Below are 18948 nucleotides of genomic sequence, written 5' to 3'. Positions count from 1 at the left end.
AGAGACGTGCGATGATCCTTAAAACATCCCGTCTGACCTTGCGGGCGGCCCGCCAAACCGATCTTGCGGATCTATTTGCCGTTTACGGCAATCCGCAGGCTATGGCCTATTGGTCGACGCCCCCGCATCCCGGTCCAGAGATCACCCAGAACAACCTGACATGGATGATCGCACAGGCGGCGCGGCTTCCGACATATTTTGTGATCGAAATGGCTGGCCGCGTGATTGGCACTGCAGGGATGCACAAAGATGACGAAATCGGGTTCATCCTTCATCCCGATTACTGGCGCCAAGGCATCGTGACAGAAGCAATGCACGCGATCATCCCCCACCTTTTTGCGATCACGGACGTTGACAGGCTAACCGCTGATGTTGATCCGCAAAACATTGCCTCTGTCACGGCGCTTAAGACCTTGGGTTTCGTCGAAACACATCGCGCAAAGAACACGTTTTGCATAAATGGGGTGTGGTCCGACAGCCTGTATCTTGCCTTGCCGCGCCCCGATGGATTACACTGAAGGCGGTCATCAGTTCACCAAGGCGTCGCCGACCCACACGGGTCACGCTAAACCTGAGATTGGCATCACACGACCGCTGACCACCATCAGCCGGAAGACAAGGGCGACCATCGCACCCGTTCGCGGGTTTCCGGCGTAAGATAGAGGCCAGACATGCCACGACAAATCACATCTCTCGCGATAAACGACCTGTCAACATTTACCAAGACGCTGCGCCGCGCGTTGCAACAACAAGACACCCTGCCCGGCCATGCCAGTATGCTGTCGCTGGTGGCAAAAGCCGCAGGGTTTGAAAACTAGCAGCACGCCAAGGCGGCAAAGCCAGATACCCCATCCTTGCGATTGGACAAAGCGTTGCGCGTGTTTGATCACGGGATCATGACCCGCTGGCTGCAAAAAACCAGCGTGCAGTTTCTTTGTCTATGGGCGTTCTGGTCCGCACTTCCGGCAAAGCAAGACTTGTCGGAAACGCAGGTCAATAACGTGCTGAAAAGCGGTCACAGCTTTGGCGATCACGTTTTACTGCGGCGGTCGCTTATCGATCATAAGCTTATAAGCCGGACAATCGATGGCAAAGTATACCGCCGCATCGAGCAGGCCCCGCCAGCGGCTGCACTGGCGCTGATCAAGGCCGTTCAGCGCCCTTGATAATGTGGGGCACGTTTTTGCAAAAATGCCGTCACACCCTCTTTGAAGTCTTCGGTTTCACCACAGACACCTTGCAACTTGGCCTCAAGAGCAAGCTGCGCAGTCAGCGTGTTTTCAAATGATCCGCGGATGGCTTGCTTTAACTGTGCGTAGGCCACTGTCGGCCCCGTCGCCAACTGCTGCGCACGGGCCGTCACGTGGTCCTGGAACGTGTCCGCAGGCGCTGTTTCATAGATCATGCCCCAATCACGGGCCTGCGTCGCGCTTACCTTATCGGCAAACAGGGTGGCGCCCATCGCGCGGGCGGCACCGATCTGGCGCGGCAACCAATAGGTACCACCTGCATCCGGGATCAGTCCGATCCGGGTGAAAGCTTGAATGAAATACGCGTCTTCGGACGCGATCACCACATCAGCGGCAAGCGCAAGGTTTGCGCCAGCGCCGGCCGCAGGTCCGTTCACGGCGCAAATTGTGGGGATTTTACAATCGAAAATGGCACGCAACATCGGCACGTATTCGTTATTCAGCGTGCCCTCCATGTCGATGATGCCACCGGCGGCCGCATCAGCCAGATCCTGCCCCGAGCAAAACGATGCGCCTGCCCCTGTCATCACAACAGCGCGCGCAGCGGCTTCGGCCGTCTGAAAAGCATGCGTGATCTCAAGCCGCATCTGGCGGTTCAGCGCATTCATCAGCGCGGGCCTGTTCAGCGTTATCCTGGCAACGCTATCGGTGATGTCAAAGGTGATTGCCTGATAGTCCATGCGCCGCTCCATTTCTTTGGTTTGCCGCACCTTAACGCAGTTCGACCAACCACCAAGCAGGACGGCGCGTCACTGTTTCAGGATTTTTTCCAAGTCTGCTTCTTCTTGCGCCGACAGTAATGTGGTCGTTACACCCCGCCTGCGAATTGTCCGCCAACCAATGACCAGCGCCAGCAAAAGCATGATCGGCGCTGCGAACCATAAAACAAGATTTACACCGCGCGCGTCGGGGCGCAACAGCACGAATTCTCCGTAACGGCTGACCATATAGTCAATCGCCTGCGCGTCGCTGTCGCCGGCGGTAATACGTTCACGCAGCACAATACGCAGTTCCCTTGCCAGGCTCGCATGTGATTCATCAATGGTTTCATTCTGGCACACCGGGCACCGCAGGCCTTGGGAAATTTCGCGGGCACGCGCCTCAAGCGTTGGGTCAGCCAGCATTTCATCCGGTTCGACCGCCCAAAGCGGGGTGACCAGTACGCACAGAACAAATATTAACGTCCTCATTCTGCCGGCACCATCTTTGCGGTCTTGGCGGCGGGTGCGGCCACCCGTAGCCGTCTGTCAGACAGTGACAGGAAACCGCCCAACGCCATCAACAGCGCCCCACCCCAAATCCAGTTGGCAAAAGGTTTTACATAGACGCGCACGGCATACCCACCGCCTGCCTGTGCGTCCCCGATGACGACATAGATGTCGCGCAGAATTCCGTTGCGAATGGCTGCTTCGGTGGTTGGCATTTTGGCGACCGGATAGAACCGTTTTTCGGGTGTCAAAACGGTGACATTCTGATCACCGCGCCAGACGCCCATTTCGGCCAGCGTGCTTACATAATTCGGCCCTTCGAACTGGCGCACGTCGTCCAGCGTAAACGAAAACTCTCCAACGCCCCAGCGCTCGCCTAGGCGAACAACGCGAATATCTTCTTGCTGCCATGCTGTCATGGCGGCGATCCCAAAGATAGTTACGCCCATGCCCATATGCGCAAAGGCCTTGCCCCAGTCTGCACGTGGCAACCGCAATACCCGACCAAAGCGATCAGCAAGGCGCCCGCGACCGCTGCGCAGCAACAGGTCAGCGATAGCGCCACCAACGACCCAAGCGCCCAAAAACACGCCAATCGGGCCAAGGGCTGATCGCCCGGTCTGCATCGCAAACGCCAGCGCACCAAGTGCCACAGCCAAAACCAGCCAAGGCAGCAGCGGCTTGATGGTCCGGCTTAATGTTCCGCGCTTCCAGGCGATCATTGACCCAGCAGGTAGTACAATTGCCAAGCCGACCATAAACGGCGTGAATGCCGCGTCAAAAAACGGCGGCCCAACCGACAATGTCCGACCGAACAGGATTTCTGCAACCAACGGCCAGATGGTGCCAATGAAAACGACAAAGCAACTGACCGCGAGCAGGACGTTATTCAACACCAGCGCGCTTTCACGACTAACCGCGCCAAAAACACCCTTGGCCTCCATTGCGCCCGCACGCGCCGCGTAAAGTGTCAGCGCACCGCCCAGAAATACCGCAAGAATGATCAAAATCAGCACGCCGCGCGCGGGGTCATTCGCAAAAGCGTGGACCGACGTCAACACGCCGGATCGCACGATGAATGTTCCCAGCAGCGAAAAACCGAAGGCTAGGATCGCCAACAGAATTGTCCAGCTTTTCAATGCCTCGCGTTTTTCCACAACAACAGCAGAGTGCAGCAATGCAGTGGATATCAACCATGGCATAAACGATGCGTTCTCGACCGGATCCCAGAACCAGAAGCCACCCCACCCCAATTCGTAATAGGCCCACCACGACCCCAGCGCGATACCTAGCGTCAGGAACATCCACGCGGCCAGTGTCCATGGACGCACCCACCGTCCCCAAGCTGCATCAACTTTGCCTTCGATCAACGCGGCGACAGCAAACGAAAACGACATACTCAGGCCGACATAACCGAGGTACAAGAAAGGCGGATGAAACGCCAAACCGGGATCTTGCAGTAGCGGGTTCAAGTCTTTGCCATTCAACGGCGGCACAGCCAGTCGCAAAAAGGGGTTGGACGTGAAAAGAATGAACGCAATAAACGCGACACCAATTGCACCTTGCACGGCCAGCACGCGCGCGCGCAGCCGTTCGGGCAGATTGTCGCCAAAGACTGCGGCGCTCGCTCCGAACAATGTCAGGATCAATACCCATAGCAGCATCGACCCCTCGTGATTTCCCCACACACCACTGATTTTGTAAATCAATGGTTTCTCTGTATGCGAGTTCGCATAGACAAGGTTCAGCGAGAAGTCAGAGGTCACAAACGCCCAAGTGAGTGCGATGAACGAAAAGGCGATCAGCGCAAACTGAATGATTGCAGCAGGTCCTGCCACCGCCATCCACGCAGCGTTACCGCGATGGGCACCAATCATGGGTACTGTCATCTGTACAATGGCAACGCCAAAGGCAAGAATCAGCGCGAAATGTCCAAGTTCTGTCATCATATGACAGTCTTAACCCAATTTCGGCCGGTGCAACATGCCGTTGGCGCCAATTGCACGTTACATTTTGCCGCGCACTGCTAAAGCTTGAGCCCCCCCTGCAGCGCATAGGTTAATGCCGCCATAAGAAAGCCACCAATCATCATGCGCACCAGCCACCGCAACGTGTCTTCGATCGCACCCAGCCTGTCCGCGACGTTGCCACGATGGACCTCGTCAACCGCGTTGCGAGTTTCAAGTGATGTCAGCCGGCGTTCGGTCACCTCGTGCCAGTTATTGTCCATTTTGCACCCGCCATTCAGCAAGCGCCGGGTTTTGTTCGTCTGAAACGACAGTTTTCGCACCCTGCGTCGCCGCCAATGACCGCACGATCGACCGCTGGAAATCCTGATCTTTGGCTTGATGTCGGGCACCAAAATAAAAACTGACAATGGCGCCCATCAACCACCACAGCGGTTCAGGGACAACGGCCAACCCTTCCATCCCGTTTTTGAACGCAACAGGGTTCCGCATCGCCATCACAAACAACCAAATCGTCCCCAGCGCCAACATCGGCCGAGGCAATCGATTAAGCGCGTCAACAAAGCGGTCAAACAGTCCCCGACGGGCATGTGCAAATTCAGCGGCAAACTGTTGCAATGCCTCGCTTTTTGCGGTCGCCTCCCTGACCGCGCTCCGCTCCGTATTTTCGCGAAACACCTCGGCCGTCTGTGCCACCACATTGCGTCCGTCGCCAAACAGAAATCCCATAATTCCGGTGATCAACCCCATTGCGCTGTCCTTTGTTGATGTTGCACTGCAGTCAAGTGATAGCGGGGGCTGATGAAATGTTCGGCGCGCGTAATCCAGCCACCTTTTCCGCCATCCCGGCGACGGGCGTATTTGCGGCTGGCAGGCCGCTGATCCGCCAAGTCGTAATAATAATTGCGCCGTGCGATACCATAGGCATCACACAGGTGATTTGGTGCGGCATCCATCGCCTGCTGCACTGCCGCAATTGTTTGCGGGCCAATCACGCCGTCTACACCGACGTCAATGCGCATCGCGTTGCACAGCCGCTGAAGAATGCGCACAGCATTGGCCCCGGCATTTACATACATATCAAAGACAGAGGCCTGCAAAGGCGCAGGCAGCTGATCAATCTTTGGCGCGCGGTAATAATGTGCAATAAAAATTGCGACTGCGCGGTCGCGGCTTAAAACTTGGACATCCGCGGCGTCGACCTGTCCATCACCTGTTAAATCCAGCCCGAGGCGGCGCATGGTGTGGACCGTGACCCCGTATTTCGTCGCACCACCGGGATCGTCGGGGTCATTCACATAGCCCCCCTCGCGGGCGACAATTTCGGTGGCAATCTGGGAAATGGTTTGCATTGGCGGCCCTCATGTCTGTGCGACACGAAAGCTGCGCCAAAGAGGTTAATTCGTCACCGCAGCACCGTCCGGTGCAACATACACGCCTTGCTCTTTCAGCGCATCCAGCACTTCTTTCGGCATGTAGGTTTCGTCATGTTTAGCAAGAATTTCAACGGCTTCAAATCGACCATTAATGTAGTTGCCTTGCGCAACCATTCCCTGACCTTCGGCAAACAAATCGGGCAATATCCCTGTGTAGACAACACTGATCGTCGCCCCACCATCCGTTACCGCAAAGCTGATTTCTTCGCCCTGACCACGCACCAGCGACCCGTCAGCGACAAGCCCGCCGATCCGAAACCGTTCGTGCGGCTGCGGAGGAGTCTGGGCTATTTCGGACGGTGACCGGAAAAACTGAAAGCTGTCGTCGGGCAAGAACCATAAGGTCGTTAACACCGCCACGATACAAGCACCAGCAATGCCGATCACCTGCACACGGCGGCGTTTCTTAAGGCTCTTGAACCCGCTCATGGAAATACCGGCGCCAACATCAGGCCTTCGGTTTCGGGCAGTCCCAACATCAAGTTGGCGTTCTGCAATGCCTGCCCCGATGATCCTTTGGTCAGGTTGTCCAAGGCCGCGACAACAATCGCACGGCCCGCAATACGGTCGGCGACAACGCCGATATGGCAGAAGTTTGATGCGCGAATATGTTTGATCGACGGATGCTGCCCCATCGGCAGCATCACGATAAACGGCTCATCCTGATAGGCCGCGACCAGCGTGTCATAAATCACCTGCGCATCGCCATGCACATAGGTCGTCGCCAGAATGCCACGGTTGGCCGGAATCAGATGCGGGGTGAACTGGATCTGCACCGGACGCCCGGCGATTGCCGAAAACTCTTGGTCAAACTCACCCAAATGGCGATGCGTGCCGCCGACAGCATAGGCATGCGCGCCTTCAGACAGTTCCGCGTGCAGCAGGTTTTCCTTGAGGCTGCGCCCCGCCCCCGACACTGCGGCCATCAAGTTCAGCACAATGTGGTCTAGGTCGATCACACCCGCCGCGATCAAAGGGCGCAACGCATACTGGCCAGTTGCAGCGTTACAGCCCGTGCCGGCAACAAGACGTGCAGCTTTGATTTCGTCGCGGTAAAACTCGGTCAGACCATACACCGCCTCTTTTTGCATCTCGAGGGCGGCGTGCGGCTTGCCGTACCATTTTTCATAAGCAGCCGGATCACGCAGACGGAAATCGGCGGACAGATCGACAATTTTCAGGTGTTTGGGCAGCTGTGAAATCACAGCCTGCGAGGTGGCGTGTGGCAATGCACAAAAGACCAAATCCACACCGTCAAAGGACATGTCGTCGATCGTGGTCAGCACGGGCAGATCCAGATGGCGCAGATGTGGGAAAACATCAGCCATCGCCATACCTGCCTTGGAATTTCCAGAAAGCCCAACAATACGCAGGCTTGGATGTGTGGCAATCAGGCGAACCAACTCTGCCCCTGTGTAGCCAGAAGCGCCCAGAATGGCGACATTGTAAATCATAGCGGTATCCTCTTGGGATTTGATAATAGCGTAAGATCAGGCAGCGGTGAATGTGATCTGTCGTCGCAGGAACTGCGTCGCGCGCGCCGAAACTTTCTGTGGATTGCCCGTTGTCAGATATGCAGATTCTGTACCCGGCCCCACCATTTCTGGACGACGCTGCAAATAATCCGCAAGGCTTTCGGCCACCAAATTGGCTTGGCTAAACACCTTTACGTCGGGGCCCAAAGCGGCCTGAAACTCTGCCTCCATCAGCGGGTAATGGGTGCAACCCAAAACCGCGGCGTCAGGTTGCGGCATTTTGCGCATCAACGCATCGACATGCGACCGCACCAAAGCCTGTGCAAGGATCATATCGCCATCTTCAATCGCATCGACGACACCGCCACAGGCTTGCGCCTCGACATCAACGCCGATTGCACGAAACGCCAGTTCGCGCTGAAACGCACGGCTGGCAACGGTCGCAGGCGTCGCAAATAGCGCCACGTGCTTTGTTGCAACCTCGCGCGGTGGCGAATTATCGCCCCACTGCCGCTCTGTCAGGGCTTCTATCATCGGCACGAAAACGCCCAAAACACGCTTGCCCGGCGGTATCCAGCTTTCCTGCATCCGCCGCAAAGCAGCCGCAGATGCCGTGTTGCATGCCAAAATTACCAGATCACATCCTGCATCGAACAGGCGCTGTGTCGCAGCGGTGGTCAGGTTGTAAATATCATCAGGGGTCCGTACGCCATACGGCGCATGTGCACTGTCCCCCAGATAAACCAAAGGAACATCAGGCAACCGCTTTGCGACAGCGTCTAGCACTGTCAGCCCCCCTAGCCCACTATCGAAGATCCCGACGGCCATCGCGCACCCTATATTTTGCTTCAAATTCGTGGCCCAGACAGCTTGAGTCTATCGGGCTTGGGCTTAGGTCATACGTGGCTTTGCGTAGGAAATCCATGCATGCTTTGGGGTCTTTTTGAAACGCCGCCAATTGGTCGGGCAGGATCGGTTTACCAATCACGACTTGCACGGGTTTGTTGACCCGTGTGCGGAATTCGCGGATCAACAGACCCATACGTAGATTGCTGTGTAAATGACTGGCAAGCTGGAACAGACGGCTATTGCCGCCAACGAAAAATACCGGGACGACAGTTGCACCCGATTTCGCAACCATTTTGGCCGTAAACGTGCGCCAACCTGGATCCATCGGCGCCGAAAATGGCGTGGCCGAGGTCGACACAGTGCCCCCCGGAAACACACCAATTGCGCCGCCCTCTGACAAATAGCGTACAGCCGCGGCCCGCGTTTCAAGGTTAAGCTTTGCCGCCTCTTTTGTTTCGTCAAATGAGATGGGCAGGATCACGCGCTCCAGATCAGGTGAGCGGCGGAAAATACGGTGCGCAAGCACCCGAAAATCACCGCTGCGCCGCTGGGACAAAATCCGGCCCAGCATCAGCCCGTCCAAAATGCCATAGGGATGATTGGCGACCACAATCAACGGGCCTTCGGTTGGAATACCCTCAAGCGTGCCTGATATCACATCAAGGTCGAGCCCGTAACGACCTGTAATAACGTCCCAAAAGTCGCGGCCAGACGCAACATCGCGGTCATACCCGCGTGCCTTACGGATCAGCGTCAGGCGTCCTGTCGCATTTTCCATCACCCTCACCAACACCCGGCTGCCGCGCCCTTTTACAGAGGTCGCGTAGGAAATATCGCGCGCGACTTCACGTTCTTTGATTGCCATTCTGGTTCGGCCCGTTCAGGTTTCTGCGCCGACAATAGCATAGTCGAGAAACAAGAAAATGACATTTATGCGCTGGATTTCTCCTTGCCCATCGGCGGCGCATGAAGCTGTTTCAATAGCGCGACGCGGCGTTCGGCAGCCTTTTCGATACTGGCCGCTTTGACCGGCCCATAGCCACGAATGTCCTGCGGCAACGCGCCCAGCGCAATCGCAGCATCGCGCGTATCTGGGCGGACAATAGCAAGCACATCCGTCATGTCCGCGACGTACTGGCGGATCAACATGCGCTCCTGACGCCTTTCAGCGGTATAACCAAAGGGATCAAATACTGTTCCGCGCAGGATTTTCAGACGCGCAAGAACCGGCAAAACCCGCCCCATCCATGGGCCAAACGCACGCTTTTGCGGCCGCCCATCCGGTCCTTTACGTGCCAACAGCGGCGGCGCTAGGTGGTAAGTCAGTTTAAGATCACCCGCAAATACGGCTTCAGCATCCGATTGGGATCGCAGCAAAAGCCGGGCCACTTCGTATTCGTCTTTATATGCCAATAACTTATGATAGGAAATCGCCACCGCCGTACGCAGCGGCGCGTCCTGAAACCTATCCACAAAAGCACGGTAACGCGCAGCCAACCGTTTCCCTTGATATGCGACCAGATGCGCCTCGCGGAACGCGATCTGTTCATCCAACGAATGCGGCTGATCAGGAACGTCAGCGGTCAATAGCGCTGCGGCATCATCCGGGTGCAAATAGGCCCAGCGCCCCAGTGCAAAGGCACGCAGGTTTGGCGCAACTGCGGCACCATTCATCTTGATCGCCTGTTGGATGGCGTCATGGCTGATCGGAATGCCGCCCATCTGCCAGACCGCCCCAAAGACCATCATGTTAGAATAGATACTGTCCCCCAAAAGCGTTTTTGAAAGCGCTGTTGCATCAAATAGCGCAAGCCGGTCCTGCATCCGCGCCTCTAACGCCAGCCGGAGCTGCGCAACAGGCAGCTGGAATCCGGCGTCACGGGTGAAATCACCCGTGATCATTTCAAAACTATTCACTGCGCCAACCGTGCGCCCGGCTTGTATCAACCCCAGTGTTTTGGAACCCGCACTCACCACCAGATCACCGCCAATCAGCGCATCGCATTCACCGACTGCGACCCGGATGGCAGAGATATCGCTGGGACGCTCGCCGATCCTGCAATGGATATGCACCGCGCCGCCTTTCTGCGCGAGCCCGGCCATTTCCATCATCCCGGCGCCTTTTCCGTCCAAATGCGCCGCCATCGCAAGAACGGCACCAATCGTGACAACCCCTGTCCCGCCGACCCCGGTCATCACCACATTATGAGTCCCGTGAATGACAGGTAAATCTGGCAGCGGCAGATCAGGCAGATCAACATCGCGTGTCGGGTCTTTGCGGATTTTTGCGCCCGAGATCGTCACAAAGGATGGGCAAAAGCCTTTGACGCATGAAAAATCTTTGTTGCAGCTTGATTGATCGATCGCACGTTTACGGCCCAGTGCCGTCTCTACCGGCACAATCGACACACAGTTGGACTGCACCCCGCAGTCTCCGCAGCCTTCACAAACGTCTGTATTGATATACACGCGCTTATCGGGGTCTGGAAATTGATCCCGCTTGCGGCGTCGCCGTTTTTCGGCGGCACAGGTCTGAACGTACACGATGGCGGAAACACCCTTGTGACCACGATAGGTGTCTTGGACCTTGGGCAATGCATCACGGGTGTGGATATCCAGCCCCTTGGGAAAGGCGTTTAGATCCAAACCTTCGCTTGGATCATAGACCAGCGCCACATGCGCGACACCCATCGCCAGTAATTCGCGACAAATTTGATCGGCCGTCAGCCCCCCGTCATTCCCCTGCCCGCCAGTCATCGCGACAGCATCGTTATAAAGTATCTTATAGGTGATGTTGGTCCCTGCCATCAGCGCAAAGCGGATCGCCTGAACACCAGAATGGTTATAGGTCCCGTCCCCCAAATTCTGGAACACATGGTCGCGGGTCGAAAACGGGGATTCGCCGACCCAATTTGCCCCCTCACCGCCCATCTGCGTCGACCCGACCGTATCGCGGTCCATCCATTGCACCATGTAGTGACAGCCGATACCCGCATAGGCGCGGCTTCCCTCGGGCACTTTGGTCGACGTATTATGGGGGCATCCAGAGCAGAAATAAGGTAATCGCGCTGCGATCTCTGGGGCGTTGTCCGCGCGGCGCGCATCTATCATTTTCGCGAGCCCCGCCTTTACGTCGGTCGTCGCGCATCCCTCCTCGACCAGAATACCGCCGATTTTTTCGGCAATCCATATCGGATCAAGCGCGCCTTTTGTGGGAAACACCTCCTCGCGGCGCCCCGCAGAATGTTCATCACCCTTGTGCCAACCATAGACTCGCCGCCCCTGACGGTCGTCGAACAAGGCTTCTTTCACTTGGACCTCGATCAGTTTGCGCTTTTCCTCGACAACCACGATCAGATCAAGCCCTTCGGCCCAGTCATGGAAACTCGCCATATCCAAGGGCCAGACCTGCCCAACCTTATAGGTGGTCACACCGATACTTTCGGCACACTGCGCATCCAGGTTCAAAAGCGACAGTGCGTGCTGCAAATCAAGCCAGTTTTTCCCGGCAGCGACAAAACCAATCTTTGCCCCGGGTTTCCCCCATTTGCGCTGATCCACCTTATTCGCACGCGCAAACGCCTCGGCGGCGAACCTTTTGTGGTCGATAACGCGCGCCTCTTGCAGTTGCGGGGTATCAACCAACCTTATGTTCAATCCGCCTTCTGGCATTTCCACGTCCGGGGTCACAAAGGTCAGGCGGTGCGGGTCCCCATCCACAACGGACGTGACCTCGATGGTATCTTTCATTGTCTTCAAGCCAACCCAAAGCCCGCTATAGCGCGACAGCGCATACGCATAGAGACCGTAGTCAAGCACCTCTTGAACCCCTGCGGGAGAAACGATCGGCATATATGCGTCAAGCATCGCCCAGTCCGATTGATGCAATGTCGTAGAGCTTTCCCCGGTGTGGTCGTCCCCCATCGCCATGATCACGCCCCCATGGGGCGAGGTGCCGGCCATGTTCGCGTGTCGCATTACATCCCCGGATCGATCGACACCCGGTCCCTTGCCGTACCACAGGCCAAAGACGCCATCATACTTGCCTTCACCGCGCAGTTCCGCTTGCTGGCTTCCCCACATGGCCGTGGCGGCAAGATCTTCGTTAAGTCCCGGTTGAAAGGTAACCTGCGCCGAGGTCAAAGCCGGCTCTGCGCGCTGCATCTGCATATCGACCGCACCCAACGGTGATCCGCGGTACCCAGTGACATAACCAGCGGTATTCAACCCGGCCCGCTCATCGCGCGCCCGCTGCATCAGCATGAGTCGCACCAATGCTTGCGTGCCATTCAGTAAAACAGTTGTCTTCGATAAATCGTAACGGTCGTTTAAAGAAACCTTTTGATGGGTCATCTTGCACCTCCCCGCGCATAAAACCGCTCATCTTTTCAGCTTAGGTCAAATATGCTGACCTACAAAGAGGTATTTATCCGCCTAACGGGTTTGCAACGAATTACTGCAATAGCTATGGAAAGTGGTTAGACATAAACTATCACAAACATATTGGGCCAAAATGGACTGGGACAAACTTAGGATATTTCATGCAGTTGCTGACGCAGGGTCGTTGACCCATGCGGGTGATACGCTGCACCTGTCCCAATCGGCTGTCAGCCGTCAAATTCGTGCGCTCGAAGAAATGCTGAACACAACACTGTTCCACCGTCACGCGCGTGGGTTGATTCTAACGGAACAGGGCGAATTGCTGTTTGACGCAACAAAATCGATGAACCGGCGCCTAGAGGCCGCGGCAGCAAGAATAAAAGACAGCGAAGAAGAGGTGTTCGGGGAACTGCGCGTGACCACCACAACCGGATTCGGGACACTGTGGCTGGCGCCACGACTGCCAAAGCTTTACGAAAAATATCCTGACCTGAAGATCGACCTGATGCTCGAAGAGCGGGTGCTTGATCTTCCTATGCGTGAAGCGGACGTTGCGATCCGGATGAAAGAACCCTCGCAGGCTGATTTGATTCGTAAGCGGCTTATGTCCGTGCGGATGCGTCTATACGCATCTCAAGAATATATCGCCAAGAACGGCATGATTAACGATATCGAAGATATCACCAATCATCGTTTGATTTGCCAAAGCCCGAATTCGACGCAAGTCGCCGCCGGCGCGTCGCTGGTCCAGCAATTGCTGGCGCATGACGTGCATAGCCTATTCACGGTCAACAATTACTTCGGTGTCCTTCAAGGGGTGATCAACAATCTTGGCGTCGGCGTTTTGCCTGATTACCTGATCGAGGATTTTCCACATATGGTGCGGATCCTCCCCGATTTGCAAAGCGGCGAAGTACCTGTTTTCCTTGCCTATCCCGAAGAACTGCGGCAATCGAAGCGGATCAGCGCCTTTCGCGACTTTGTGCAGGATGAAATTATCTCGCACAGGCAAAAGCTACGCGATACCGTTGGTCTATCAAAAGACGAATAGGTCACAGATCCGGTGCATTCCGGTGTCTCAAATATAATGGCATCGTGGTGATGTGATACCGTTTCGGGTGTTGGCGTGCCACTGCCATGGGCAGCCATGCAATAAACGCATAGCCGCTTTGCAGTGAAATCCTATCATTTTTCTTGAACGCTGAAAATTCACACCCTATCTGAACAATCGAAGGCGACGATGCTTAATTGCGCGTCACTTTCACCTCCCTGTTGGACTTGCCGGGCCATGTGCCCGGCTTTTTTTTTGCCTAATTGCAATCTAGCGATGAACCCTTTCGTCCTCCACGTGTTGTATCCCCAGAAGAGAAACACGAAAGGATACACCATGAACTGGGATCAAGTAGAAGGTAACTGGAAGCAGCTTAAAGGTAACGTGCAAGCCAAATGGGGCGAGCTGACAAACGACGAGCTCGACCAGATCGAAGGCAACCGCGAGGTGCTGGAAGGTAAACTGCAGGCCAAATACGGTAAAACCAAAGAGCAGGCCAAGCAGGAAGTCGACAGCTTCATCGACGACCTCTAAGAAAATAAAAACCCCCGCGTGTCAGGCTAACGCCCGCACGCGGGGGCATTTTTTTATTGAATACGCCAAAAATCACTTAATACGCACCGACCCATAGCCCGTGTGATTAAAATGGTGCCCGACTTTAGGCACGCGACGCCAGATAGACAGCAAATTAACAGACAATTTACTTCCGGATATTGTTGCCCCGCCCCGCGTTTTTTCACATTGACGGGTCCACTTGCACAAGCATCAATGAATCAGGCGCACTTTGACCGCCCGGTCGGGACCAGCGACGAATACAATATTGGGATCTTCTCGTGTCGGCGCGCCATTTTGAAGATAGCCAGTAGAAACTGCCACATCGCAAAAGCCAGTTGATTGACGTTCTGTCGTAACACCCGCTTCGCTAACACAGCACTCTCCTCGGCTGTTGCGAAGGTTGGCCCTTCCAACCCGCGCAACAAGGCCTTAAAAGGCCGCAACGCTGCTTGGGAGATTGCAATGAACGAACCCGCCATCACCGATGACCTGATTGCCGCCCATGGACTAAAGCCTGACGAATATCAGCGCATCCTTGATATCATCGGTCGCACGCCAAGTTTTACCGAATTGGGCATTTTTTCTGCAATGTGGAACGAGCATTGTTCATATAAGTCGTCGAAAAAATGGCTCCGGACGCTGCCCACCGAAGGTCCACAAGTCATCTGTGGCCCCGGCGAAAACGCTGGCGTGGTCGACATCGGCGATGGTCAAGCTGTTGTATTCAAAATGGAAAGCCATAACCACCCCTCCTATATCGAACCCTATCAGGGTGCTGCGACCGGGGTTGGGGGTATTTTGCGCGACGTATTCACGATGGGTGCCCGCCCTATCGCGGCGATGAACTCTCTTTCTTTCGGGGTTCCATCCCACCCTAGGACAAAACAACTGGTCAATGGCGTGGTTGCTGGGGTTGGTGGCTACGGCAACTGCTTTGGCGTGCCCACAGTCGGCGGCGAAGTCCGCTTTGACGCGGCCTATAACGGCAACTGTCTGGTCAATGCTTTCGCAGCGGGCCTTGCAGATGCAGACAAGATTTTTTACTCGGCGGCCTCGGGCGTCGGGATGCCCGTTGTCTATCTTGGCGCGAAAACCGGGCGTGACGGTGTTGGCGGTGCGACGATGGCGTCTGCCGAATTTGACGACACCATCGAAGAAAAACGTCCCACCGTACAAGTCGGGGACCCGTTCACAGAAAAGCGGCTGATGGAAGCGACCCTAGAGTTGATGGCCACCGGTGCGGTGATCTCTATTCAAGACATGGGTGCCGCGGGTCTTACCTGCTCTGCGGTCGAGATGGGCGATAAAGGTGGGCTTGGTGTCCGCCTGAACCTTGACGACGTGCCGCAACGCGAAACCGATATGACCGCTTACGAAATGATGCTGTCAGAATCGCAAGAGCGGATGCTGATGGTGCTCAAGCCTGAACTCGAAGCCGAAGCGCGGGCCGTTTTTGTCAAATGGGATCTGGATTTCGCCATTGTTGGTGAAACGATTGCCGAAGACCGGTTTATTGTCGTCCACAAAGGCGTTGTCATGGCGGACCTGCCGCTGGCGACTTTGTCTGGATCGGCCCCGGAATACGACCGCCCATGGGTACCCACCCCTGCGGCAGCCCCAATGGGCGATGTACCTGGCATTGATCCGATTGACGGCCTTAAGGCGCTGATCAGCAGTCCGAATTATGCTGGGAAACAATGGGTATACGAACAATACGACCAGCAGGTCATGGGCGATACCGCACGCACGCCGGGGCTTGGTTCTGGCATTGTGCGCGTGCACGGCACTGATAAATCACTGGCCTTCACCAGCGATGTGACCCCGCGCTACGTCAAAGCCAACCCTGTTGAAGGTGGCAAGCAAGCCGTCGCAGAAGCCTACCGTAACCTGACAGCCGTAGGTGCGACCCCTCTCGCAACGACGGACAACATGAATTTTGGCAATCCCGAAAAGCCCGAAATCATGGGGCAATTTGTCGGTGCGATCCAAGGTATCGGCGAAGCGGTCAAAGCGCTCGATATGCCGATCGTGTCGGGCAACGTGTCGCTATACAATGAAACTGACGGCACCGGCATTTTGCCGACCCCTACCATTGGCGCTGTCGGCATCATTCGCCATCCTGACGAAATGATCACAGGCAAAATCCGTGAAGGTCATGTGTTGCTTCTTGTTGGCACGACCAAAGGACATCTTGGTCAATCTGCCTTGCTGGCAGAGGTATTTGGCCGGGTCGAAGGCGATGCACCACACGTTGATCTGGTTGCGGAAAAAAACAACGGCGACTTTATCCGCGCCAATCATACGCTGATCACCGCATGCACGGACCTCAGCGATGGGGGGCTTGCGCTGGCCGCATTTGAAATGGCCGAGGCGGCCGGTGTTGGTGTCAGTATCGACATCGCCGACACCCCGACACTGTTCGGCGAAGATCAGGCCCGTTATTTGATCGGCTGTAATTTTGACATGGCCGAGGCCTTGATGGTTGCGGCACAAACGGCGCAGGTTCCATTGGTGATGGTTGGCAAAGTTGGCGGAGATAAGGTGTGCTATGGCGCATCGGAAGCCCCGTTAGCAGTGCTCGCGCAGATATTCCGCACATCGTTCGCGGATGCAGTGGCATAATCTACTGACGTGCCGTACCACGCTTGCCGGGGCGCCCTCTTGTCGCTCCGGCACGCCGTCACTAGATTGATGGGGAAGAATAAAAGGAATGCCCATGCCGATCACAGCAAATGACATCGAAACCTTGTTGCGCGACAGCTTTCCAGACGCGCAGATCAACGTTCAGGGCGATGACGGGGCGCATTTTGCGGCCGAGGTCGTCGATGAGAGCTTTCGTGGTATGAACCGCGTGCAGCAGCAGCGTGCGGTCTATGCGGCCCTCAAGGGAAAGATGGACGGCAGCAACGGCGAACTGCACGCGCTCGCCTTAACAACCAAGGCACCAGCCTAGCGGCTTACCTTGCACCAAAATGCACCCACAGTGCGCATCAAACTGTGAGAATCTTACAAAGGACATCATCATGACAGCCGAAGCAAAAATCAAAGAAACCGTTACCGCGAACGACGTTGTCCTGTTCATGAAGGGCACAAAGTCCATGCCGCAATGCGGGTTCTCGTCGCGCGTCGCGGGCGTTTTGAACTTCATGGGCGTGGAATATGCTGATGTGAACGTCTTGGCCGATGCCGACATCCGTCAGGGTATCAAGGACTATTCCGACTGGCCGACCATCCCCCAGCTTTACGTCAAAGGCGAATTTGTTGGCGGCTGCGACATCATCACCGAAATGATGTTGTCGGGTGAATTGGATACGCTGTTCGCGGATAATGGTGTGGCATTCAGCAAAGATGCCGCTGAACAAATCCGTGCTGCCAACGCCTAATCGGCAACTGGCTCTCACCGAATTATGTTCGGTGAGAGCATTTGTGGTGTTCGCAATCGCTGTGTGTGTGCGTGTTTTCGCGATCGTTGCGATCACTGACGCGAACGACGTTGACGTCATGCCATATGGCAAAACCGGTCAGGCCGAGACGACAACAATCCCGCCACGCATTCCGCGAAAGCTGCGTATGGGACGACAATATTGGATGCCCGCCACAACACCTTTTGCGCTGCCTGACGATGGGTGCAAATTTGCGCGGCTGATGCTGTCCGACAAAAACAACAACGACCGGATCACGCGCTGGAATAAAGCAATGCAGCAAGACCAACGCCTTGCTGCGCCATTCCCCAAAGTGTCCTAAACCTGCCCCTCGACATGATCAGCAAGCGCTTCGGCACGCGCGGCAATTTCGGCCAGCGCCTCGGCGATTGACGCGGGGACCACCGGCACTTCAACGCGGACAGGCTCTGGCGCGGGTCGCGATTGCAGTGCTTCAATCTGGTGACGCAGTTGCTCTGACTCGGCTAGGGCATTTGTCAATTTTTCTTCTAACCCTGACGTTTTATCGGCAAGCATCAAACCAGCCATTAACAGCATCCGCGCCTCTGGCATCCGGCCAATCTGTTCGGCCAGATGTGCGGCTTCGCCATCCAACACGGCTGCAGCCGACTGCAAAAACGATTCCTCGCCGGGCTGGCAGGCCACCTCAAAGCTACGGCCTCCGATCAAAATCTCAACCTGCGGCATGCGGTGTCTCCTCGATCAGGGGTTTGAGCTCGGCTAAAATAGCTTCGATTTCAGTGGCTTCCGCAGTACGTTGCGCCTGCAAGGCCGTGATCTCTGCTGAGATGGCCATATCAACCAGCTCTGGCGCCAGCCCTTCGGTCATCGCCTCACGCAACAATGTGTTCGCCTCGCGCAGCTGTGAATTTGACGCCCGCAAGTTCTGGATCTGCGCATCATAGGCGATCAATTGCGCACGTTGCTTTTCGACGCGTGCTGACAGTGCGGCAACTTGCGAATCTTGACGATCCTTCAGGACGCGCACACGTTCAATCAATTCAACATTGGCGGCACGCTCATTTTCAAGCGCGGCATTCAGGGCATCGGTCCCGCCCCCATGGAAGGACTGTGCGTCCACACCCAGCCTAATCCGATCAAGCGCCGCCGTTATCCGGCTTTCTAGCGCACTTATATCACTCATCCGCTCGTCCTTTCACAGCTGTCAAAATAACAACCACCTTGCACTGCCTGTGCGCAAATCAAAAAATCGGCATACGTTGGAACATCGTCCAATGTTTGCGCATACACCGAATCGTACCGCTGTGCGCCCAGACTATGCGATCCAGCGGGTCCCAGCAAATCGGACGGATCGTTGATTATGAATGGTTTAA

22 protein-coding genes are annotated in these 18948 nt (G+C 55.8%); 9 read left to right on the top strand and 13 right to left on the bottom strand.

Translation table 11 applies throughout. The features are described 5' to 3' along the window. The first annotated feature begins 11 nt into the window (after positions 1–11). From ACXJGX_RS13590 to ACXJGX_RS13580, 3 genes are all read left to right on the top strand, one after another. Positions 12–518, top strand: coding sequence for a GNAT family N-acetyltransferase (locus ACXJGX_RS13590; RefSeq protein ID WP_474782580.1), 507 nt, complete (start codon positions 12–14; stop codon positions 516–518). 153 nt (positions 519–671) lie between these two features. Then, positions 672–818: a hypothetical protein gene (locus ACXJGX_RS13585; protein ID WP_474782578.1), complete on the top strand. Its 147-nt coding sequence runs from the start codon at positions 672–674 to the stop codon at positions 816–818. Between the two features lie 36 nt (positions 819–854). Next, positions 855–1166: a DUF2087 domain-containing protein gene (locus ACXJGX_RS13580; RefSeq protein WP_474782576.1), complete on the top strand. Its 312-nt coding sequence runs from the start codon at positions 855–857 to the stop codon at positions 1164–1166. On the opposite strand, the gene ACXJGX_RS13575 is transcribed toward ACXJGX_RS13580, so the two are convergent. The 11 genes from ACXJGX_RS13575 to ACXJGX_RS13525 all read right to left on the bottom strand — a co-directional run bounded on the left by ACXJGX_RS13575 (position 1154) and on the right by ACXJGX_RS13525 (position 12538). Then, positions 1154–1930 carry an enoyl-CoA hydratase-related protein gene (locus tag ACXJGX_RS13575; RefSeq protein ID WP_474782574.1) on the bottom strand — a complete coding sequence of 259 codons (777 nt, stop codon included), beginning with the start codon at positions 1928–1930 and terminating at the stop codon, positions 1154–1156. The two genes, ACXJGX_RS13580 and ACXJGX_RS13575, sit on opposite strands and share 13 nt — an antisense overlap. Before the next feature lie 69 nt (positions 1931–1999). Continuing rightward, positions 2000–2440 carry a cytochrome c-type biogenesis protein gene (locus ACXJGX_RS13570; protein WP_474782572.1) on the bottom strand — a complete coding sequence of 147 codons (441 nt, stop codon included), beginning with the start codon at positions 2438–2440 and terminating at the stop codon, positions 2000–2002. Beyond that, positions 2437–4407, bottom strand: a complete 1971-nt coding sequence (locus tag ACXJGX_RS13565; protein WP_474782570.1) for a heme lyase CcmF/NrfE family subunit — start codon at positions 4405–4407, stop codon at positions 2437–2439. The genes ACXJGX_RS13570 and ACXJGX_RS13565 overlap by 4 nt, the downstream gene beginning before the upstream one ends. A 77-nt stretch (positions 4408–4484) precedes the next feature. After that, on the bottom strand, positions 4485–4688 hold the full coding sequence (locus ACXJGX_RS13560; RefSeq protein ID WP_474782568.1) for a pseudouridine synthase: 204 nt from the start codon (positions 4686–4688) through the stop codon (positions 4485–4487). Continuing rightward, positions 4678–5175, bottom strand: a complete 498-nt coding sequence (locus tag ACXJGX_RS13555; RefSeq protein WP_474782566.1) for a holin family protein — start codon at positions 5173–5175, stop codon at positions 4678–4680. Before ACXJGX_RS13555 ends, ACXJGX_RS13560 begins: the two co-directional genes overlap by 11 nt. Further along, positions 5166–5777, bottom strand: coding sequence for a holin-associated N-acetylmuramidase (locus ACXJGX_RS13550; RefSeq protein WP_474782564.1), 612 nt, complete (start codon positions 5775–5777; stop codon positions 5166–5168). The genes ACXJGX_RS13555 and ACXJGX_RS13550 overlap by 10 nt, the downstream gene beginning before the upstream one ends. A 45-nt stretch (positions 5778–5822) precedes the next feature. Continuing rightward, positions 5823–6290: a cytochrome c maturation protein CcmE gene (gene ccmE / locus ACXJGX_RS13545; protein WP_474782562.1), complete on the bottom strand. Its 468-nt coding sequence runs from the start codon at positions 6288–6290 to the stop codon at positions 5823–5825. Then, positions 6287–7315, bottom strand: a complete 1029-nt coding sequence (gene argC / locus ACXJGX_RS13540) for an N-acetyl-gamma-glutamyl-phosphate reductase (protein WP_474782560.1) — start codon at positions 7313–7315, stop codon at positions 6287–6289. Before argC ends, ccmE begins: the two co-directional genes overlap by 4 nt. 36 nt (positions 7316–7351) lie before the next feature. Further along, complete coding sequence (locus tag ACXJGX_RS13535; protein ID WP_474782558.1) at positions 7352–8164, bottom strand: glutamate racemase; 813 nt, start codon at positions 8162–8164, stop codon at positions 7352–7354. Continuing rightward, positions 8142–9050 carry a lysophospholipid acyltransferase family protein gene (locus ACXJGX_RS13530; RefSeq protein WP_474782556.1) on the bottom strand — a complete coding sequence of 303 codons (909 nt, stop codon included), beginning with the start codon at positions 9048–9050 and terminating at the stop codon, positions 8142–8144. The genes ACXJGX_RS13535 and ACXJGX_RS13530 overlap by 23 nt, the downstream gene beginning before the upstream one ends. Before the next feature lie 65 nt (positions 9051–9115). After that, entirely contained in the window at positions 9116–12538 is a 3423-nt protein-coding gene (locus ACXJGX_RS13525) for an indolepyruvate ferredoxin oxidoreductase family protein (RefSeq protein WP_474782554.1), read from the bottom strand. A gap of 160 nt (positions 12539–12698) precedes the next feature. Here ACXJGX_RS13525 and ACXJGX_RS13520 point away from each other — a divergent pair, with 160 nt between their 5' ends. The 6 genes from ACXJGX_RS13520 (at position 12699) to ACXJGX_RS13495 (ending at position 17915) form a co-directional block, all read left to right on the top strand. Then, positions 12699–13616, top strand: coding sequence for a LysR family transcriptional regulator (locus tag ACXJGX_RS13520; RefSeq protein WP_474782552.1), 918 nt, complete (start codon positions 12699–12701; stop codon positions 13614–13616). A gap of 336 nt (positions 13617–13952) precedes the next feature. Next, on the top strand, positions 13953–14150 hold the full coding sequence (locus tag ACXJGX_RS13515; RefSeq protein ID WP_474782550.1) for a CsbD family protein: 198 nt from the start codon (positions 13953–13955) through the stop codon (positions 14148–14150). A 483-nt stretch (positions 14151–14633) separates the two neighbouring features. After that, positions 14634–16793 carry a phosphoribosylformylglycinamidine synthase subunit PurL gene (gene purL, locus ACXJGX_RS13510; RefSeq protein WP_474782548.1) on the top strand — a complete coding sequence of 720 codons (2160 nt, stop codon included), beginning with the start codon at positions 14634–14636 and terminating at the stop codon, positions 16791–16793. A gap of 94 nt (positions 16794–16887) precedes the next feature. After that, the gene (locus ACXJGX_RS13505) at positions 16888–17124 is read left to right on the top strand and encodes a BolA family protein (protein ID WP_474782546.1); all 237 of its coding nucleotides are present in this window, start codon (positions 16888–16890) and stop codon (positions 17122–17124) included. A gap of 70 nt (positions 17125–17194) precedes the next feature. Further along, positions 17195–17554, top strand: coding sequence for a Grx4 family monothiol glutaredoxin (gene grxD, locus ACXJGX_RS13500; RefSeq protein WP_474782544.1), 360 nt, complete (start codon positions 17195–17197; stop codon positions 17552–17554). Then, on the top strand, positions 17520–17915 hold the full coding sequence (locus ACXJGX_RS13495; RefSeq protein ID WP_474782542.1) for a hypothetical protein: 396 nt from the start codon (positions 17520–17522) through the stop codon (positions 17913–17915). Before grxD ends, ACXJGX_RS13495 begins: the two co-directional genes overlap by 35 nt. Here the strand turns inward: ACXJGX_RS13495 and ACXJGX_RS13490 are convergent. Together ACXJGX_RS13490 and ACXJGX_RS13485 are read right to left on the bottom strand one after the other, a co-directional pair. Continuing rightward, on the bottom strand, positions 17912–18301 hold the full coding sequence (locus tag ACXJGX_RS13490; RefSeq protein WP_474782540.1) for a cell division protein ZapA: 390 nt from the start codon (positions 18299–18301) through the stop codon (positions 17912–17914). The genes ACXJGX_RS13495 and ACXJGX_RS13490 overlap by 4 nt on opposite strands. After that, positions 18288–18758, bottom strand: coding sequence for a hypothetical protein (locus ACXJGX_RS13485; RefSeq protein ID WP_474782538.1), 471 nt, complete (start codon positions 18756–18758; stop codon positions 18288–18290). Before ACXJGX_RS13485 ends, ACXJGX_RS13490 begins: the two co-directional genes overlap by 14 nt. Positions 18759–18948 lie beyond the last annotated feature (190 nt).

This window comes from Yoonia sp. SWMV100 (assembly GCF_056108365.1).
This window is presented reverse-complemented; position numbering and strand designations above follow the sequence as displayed.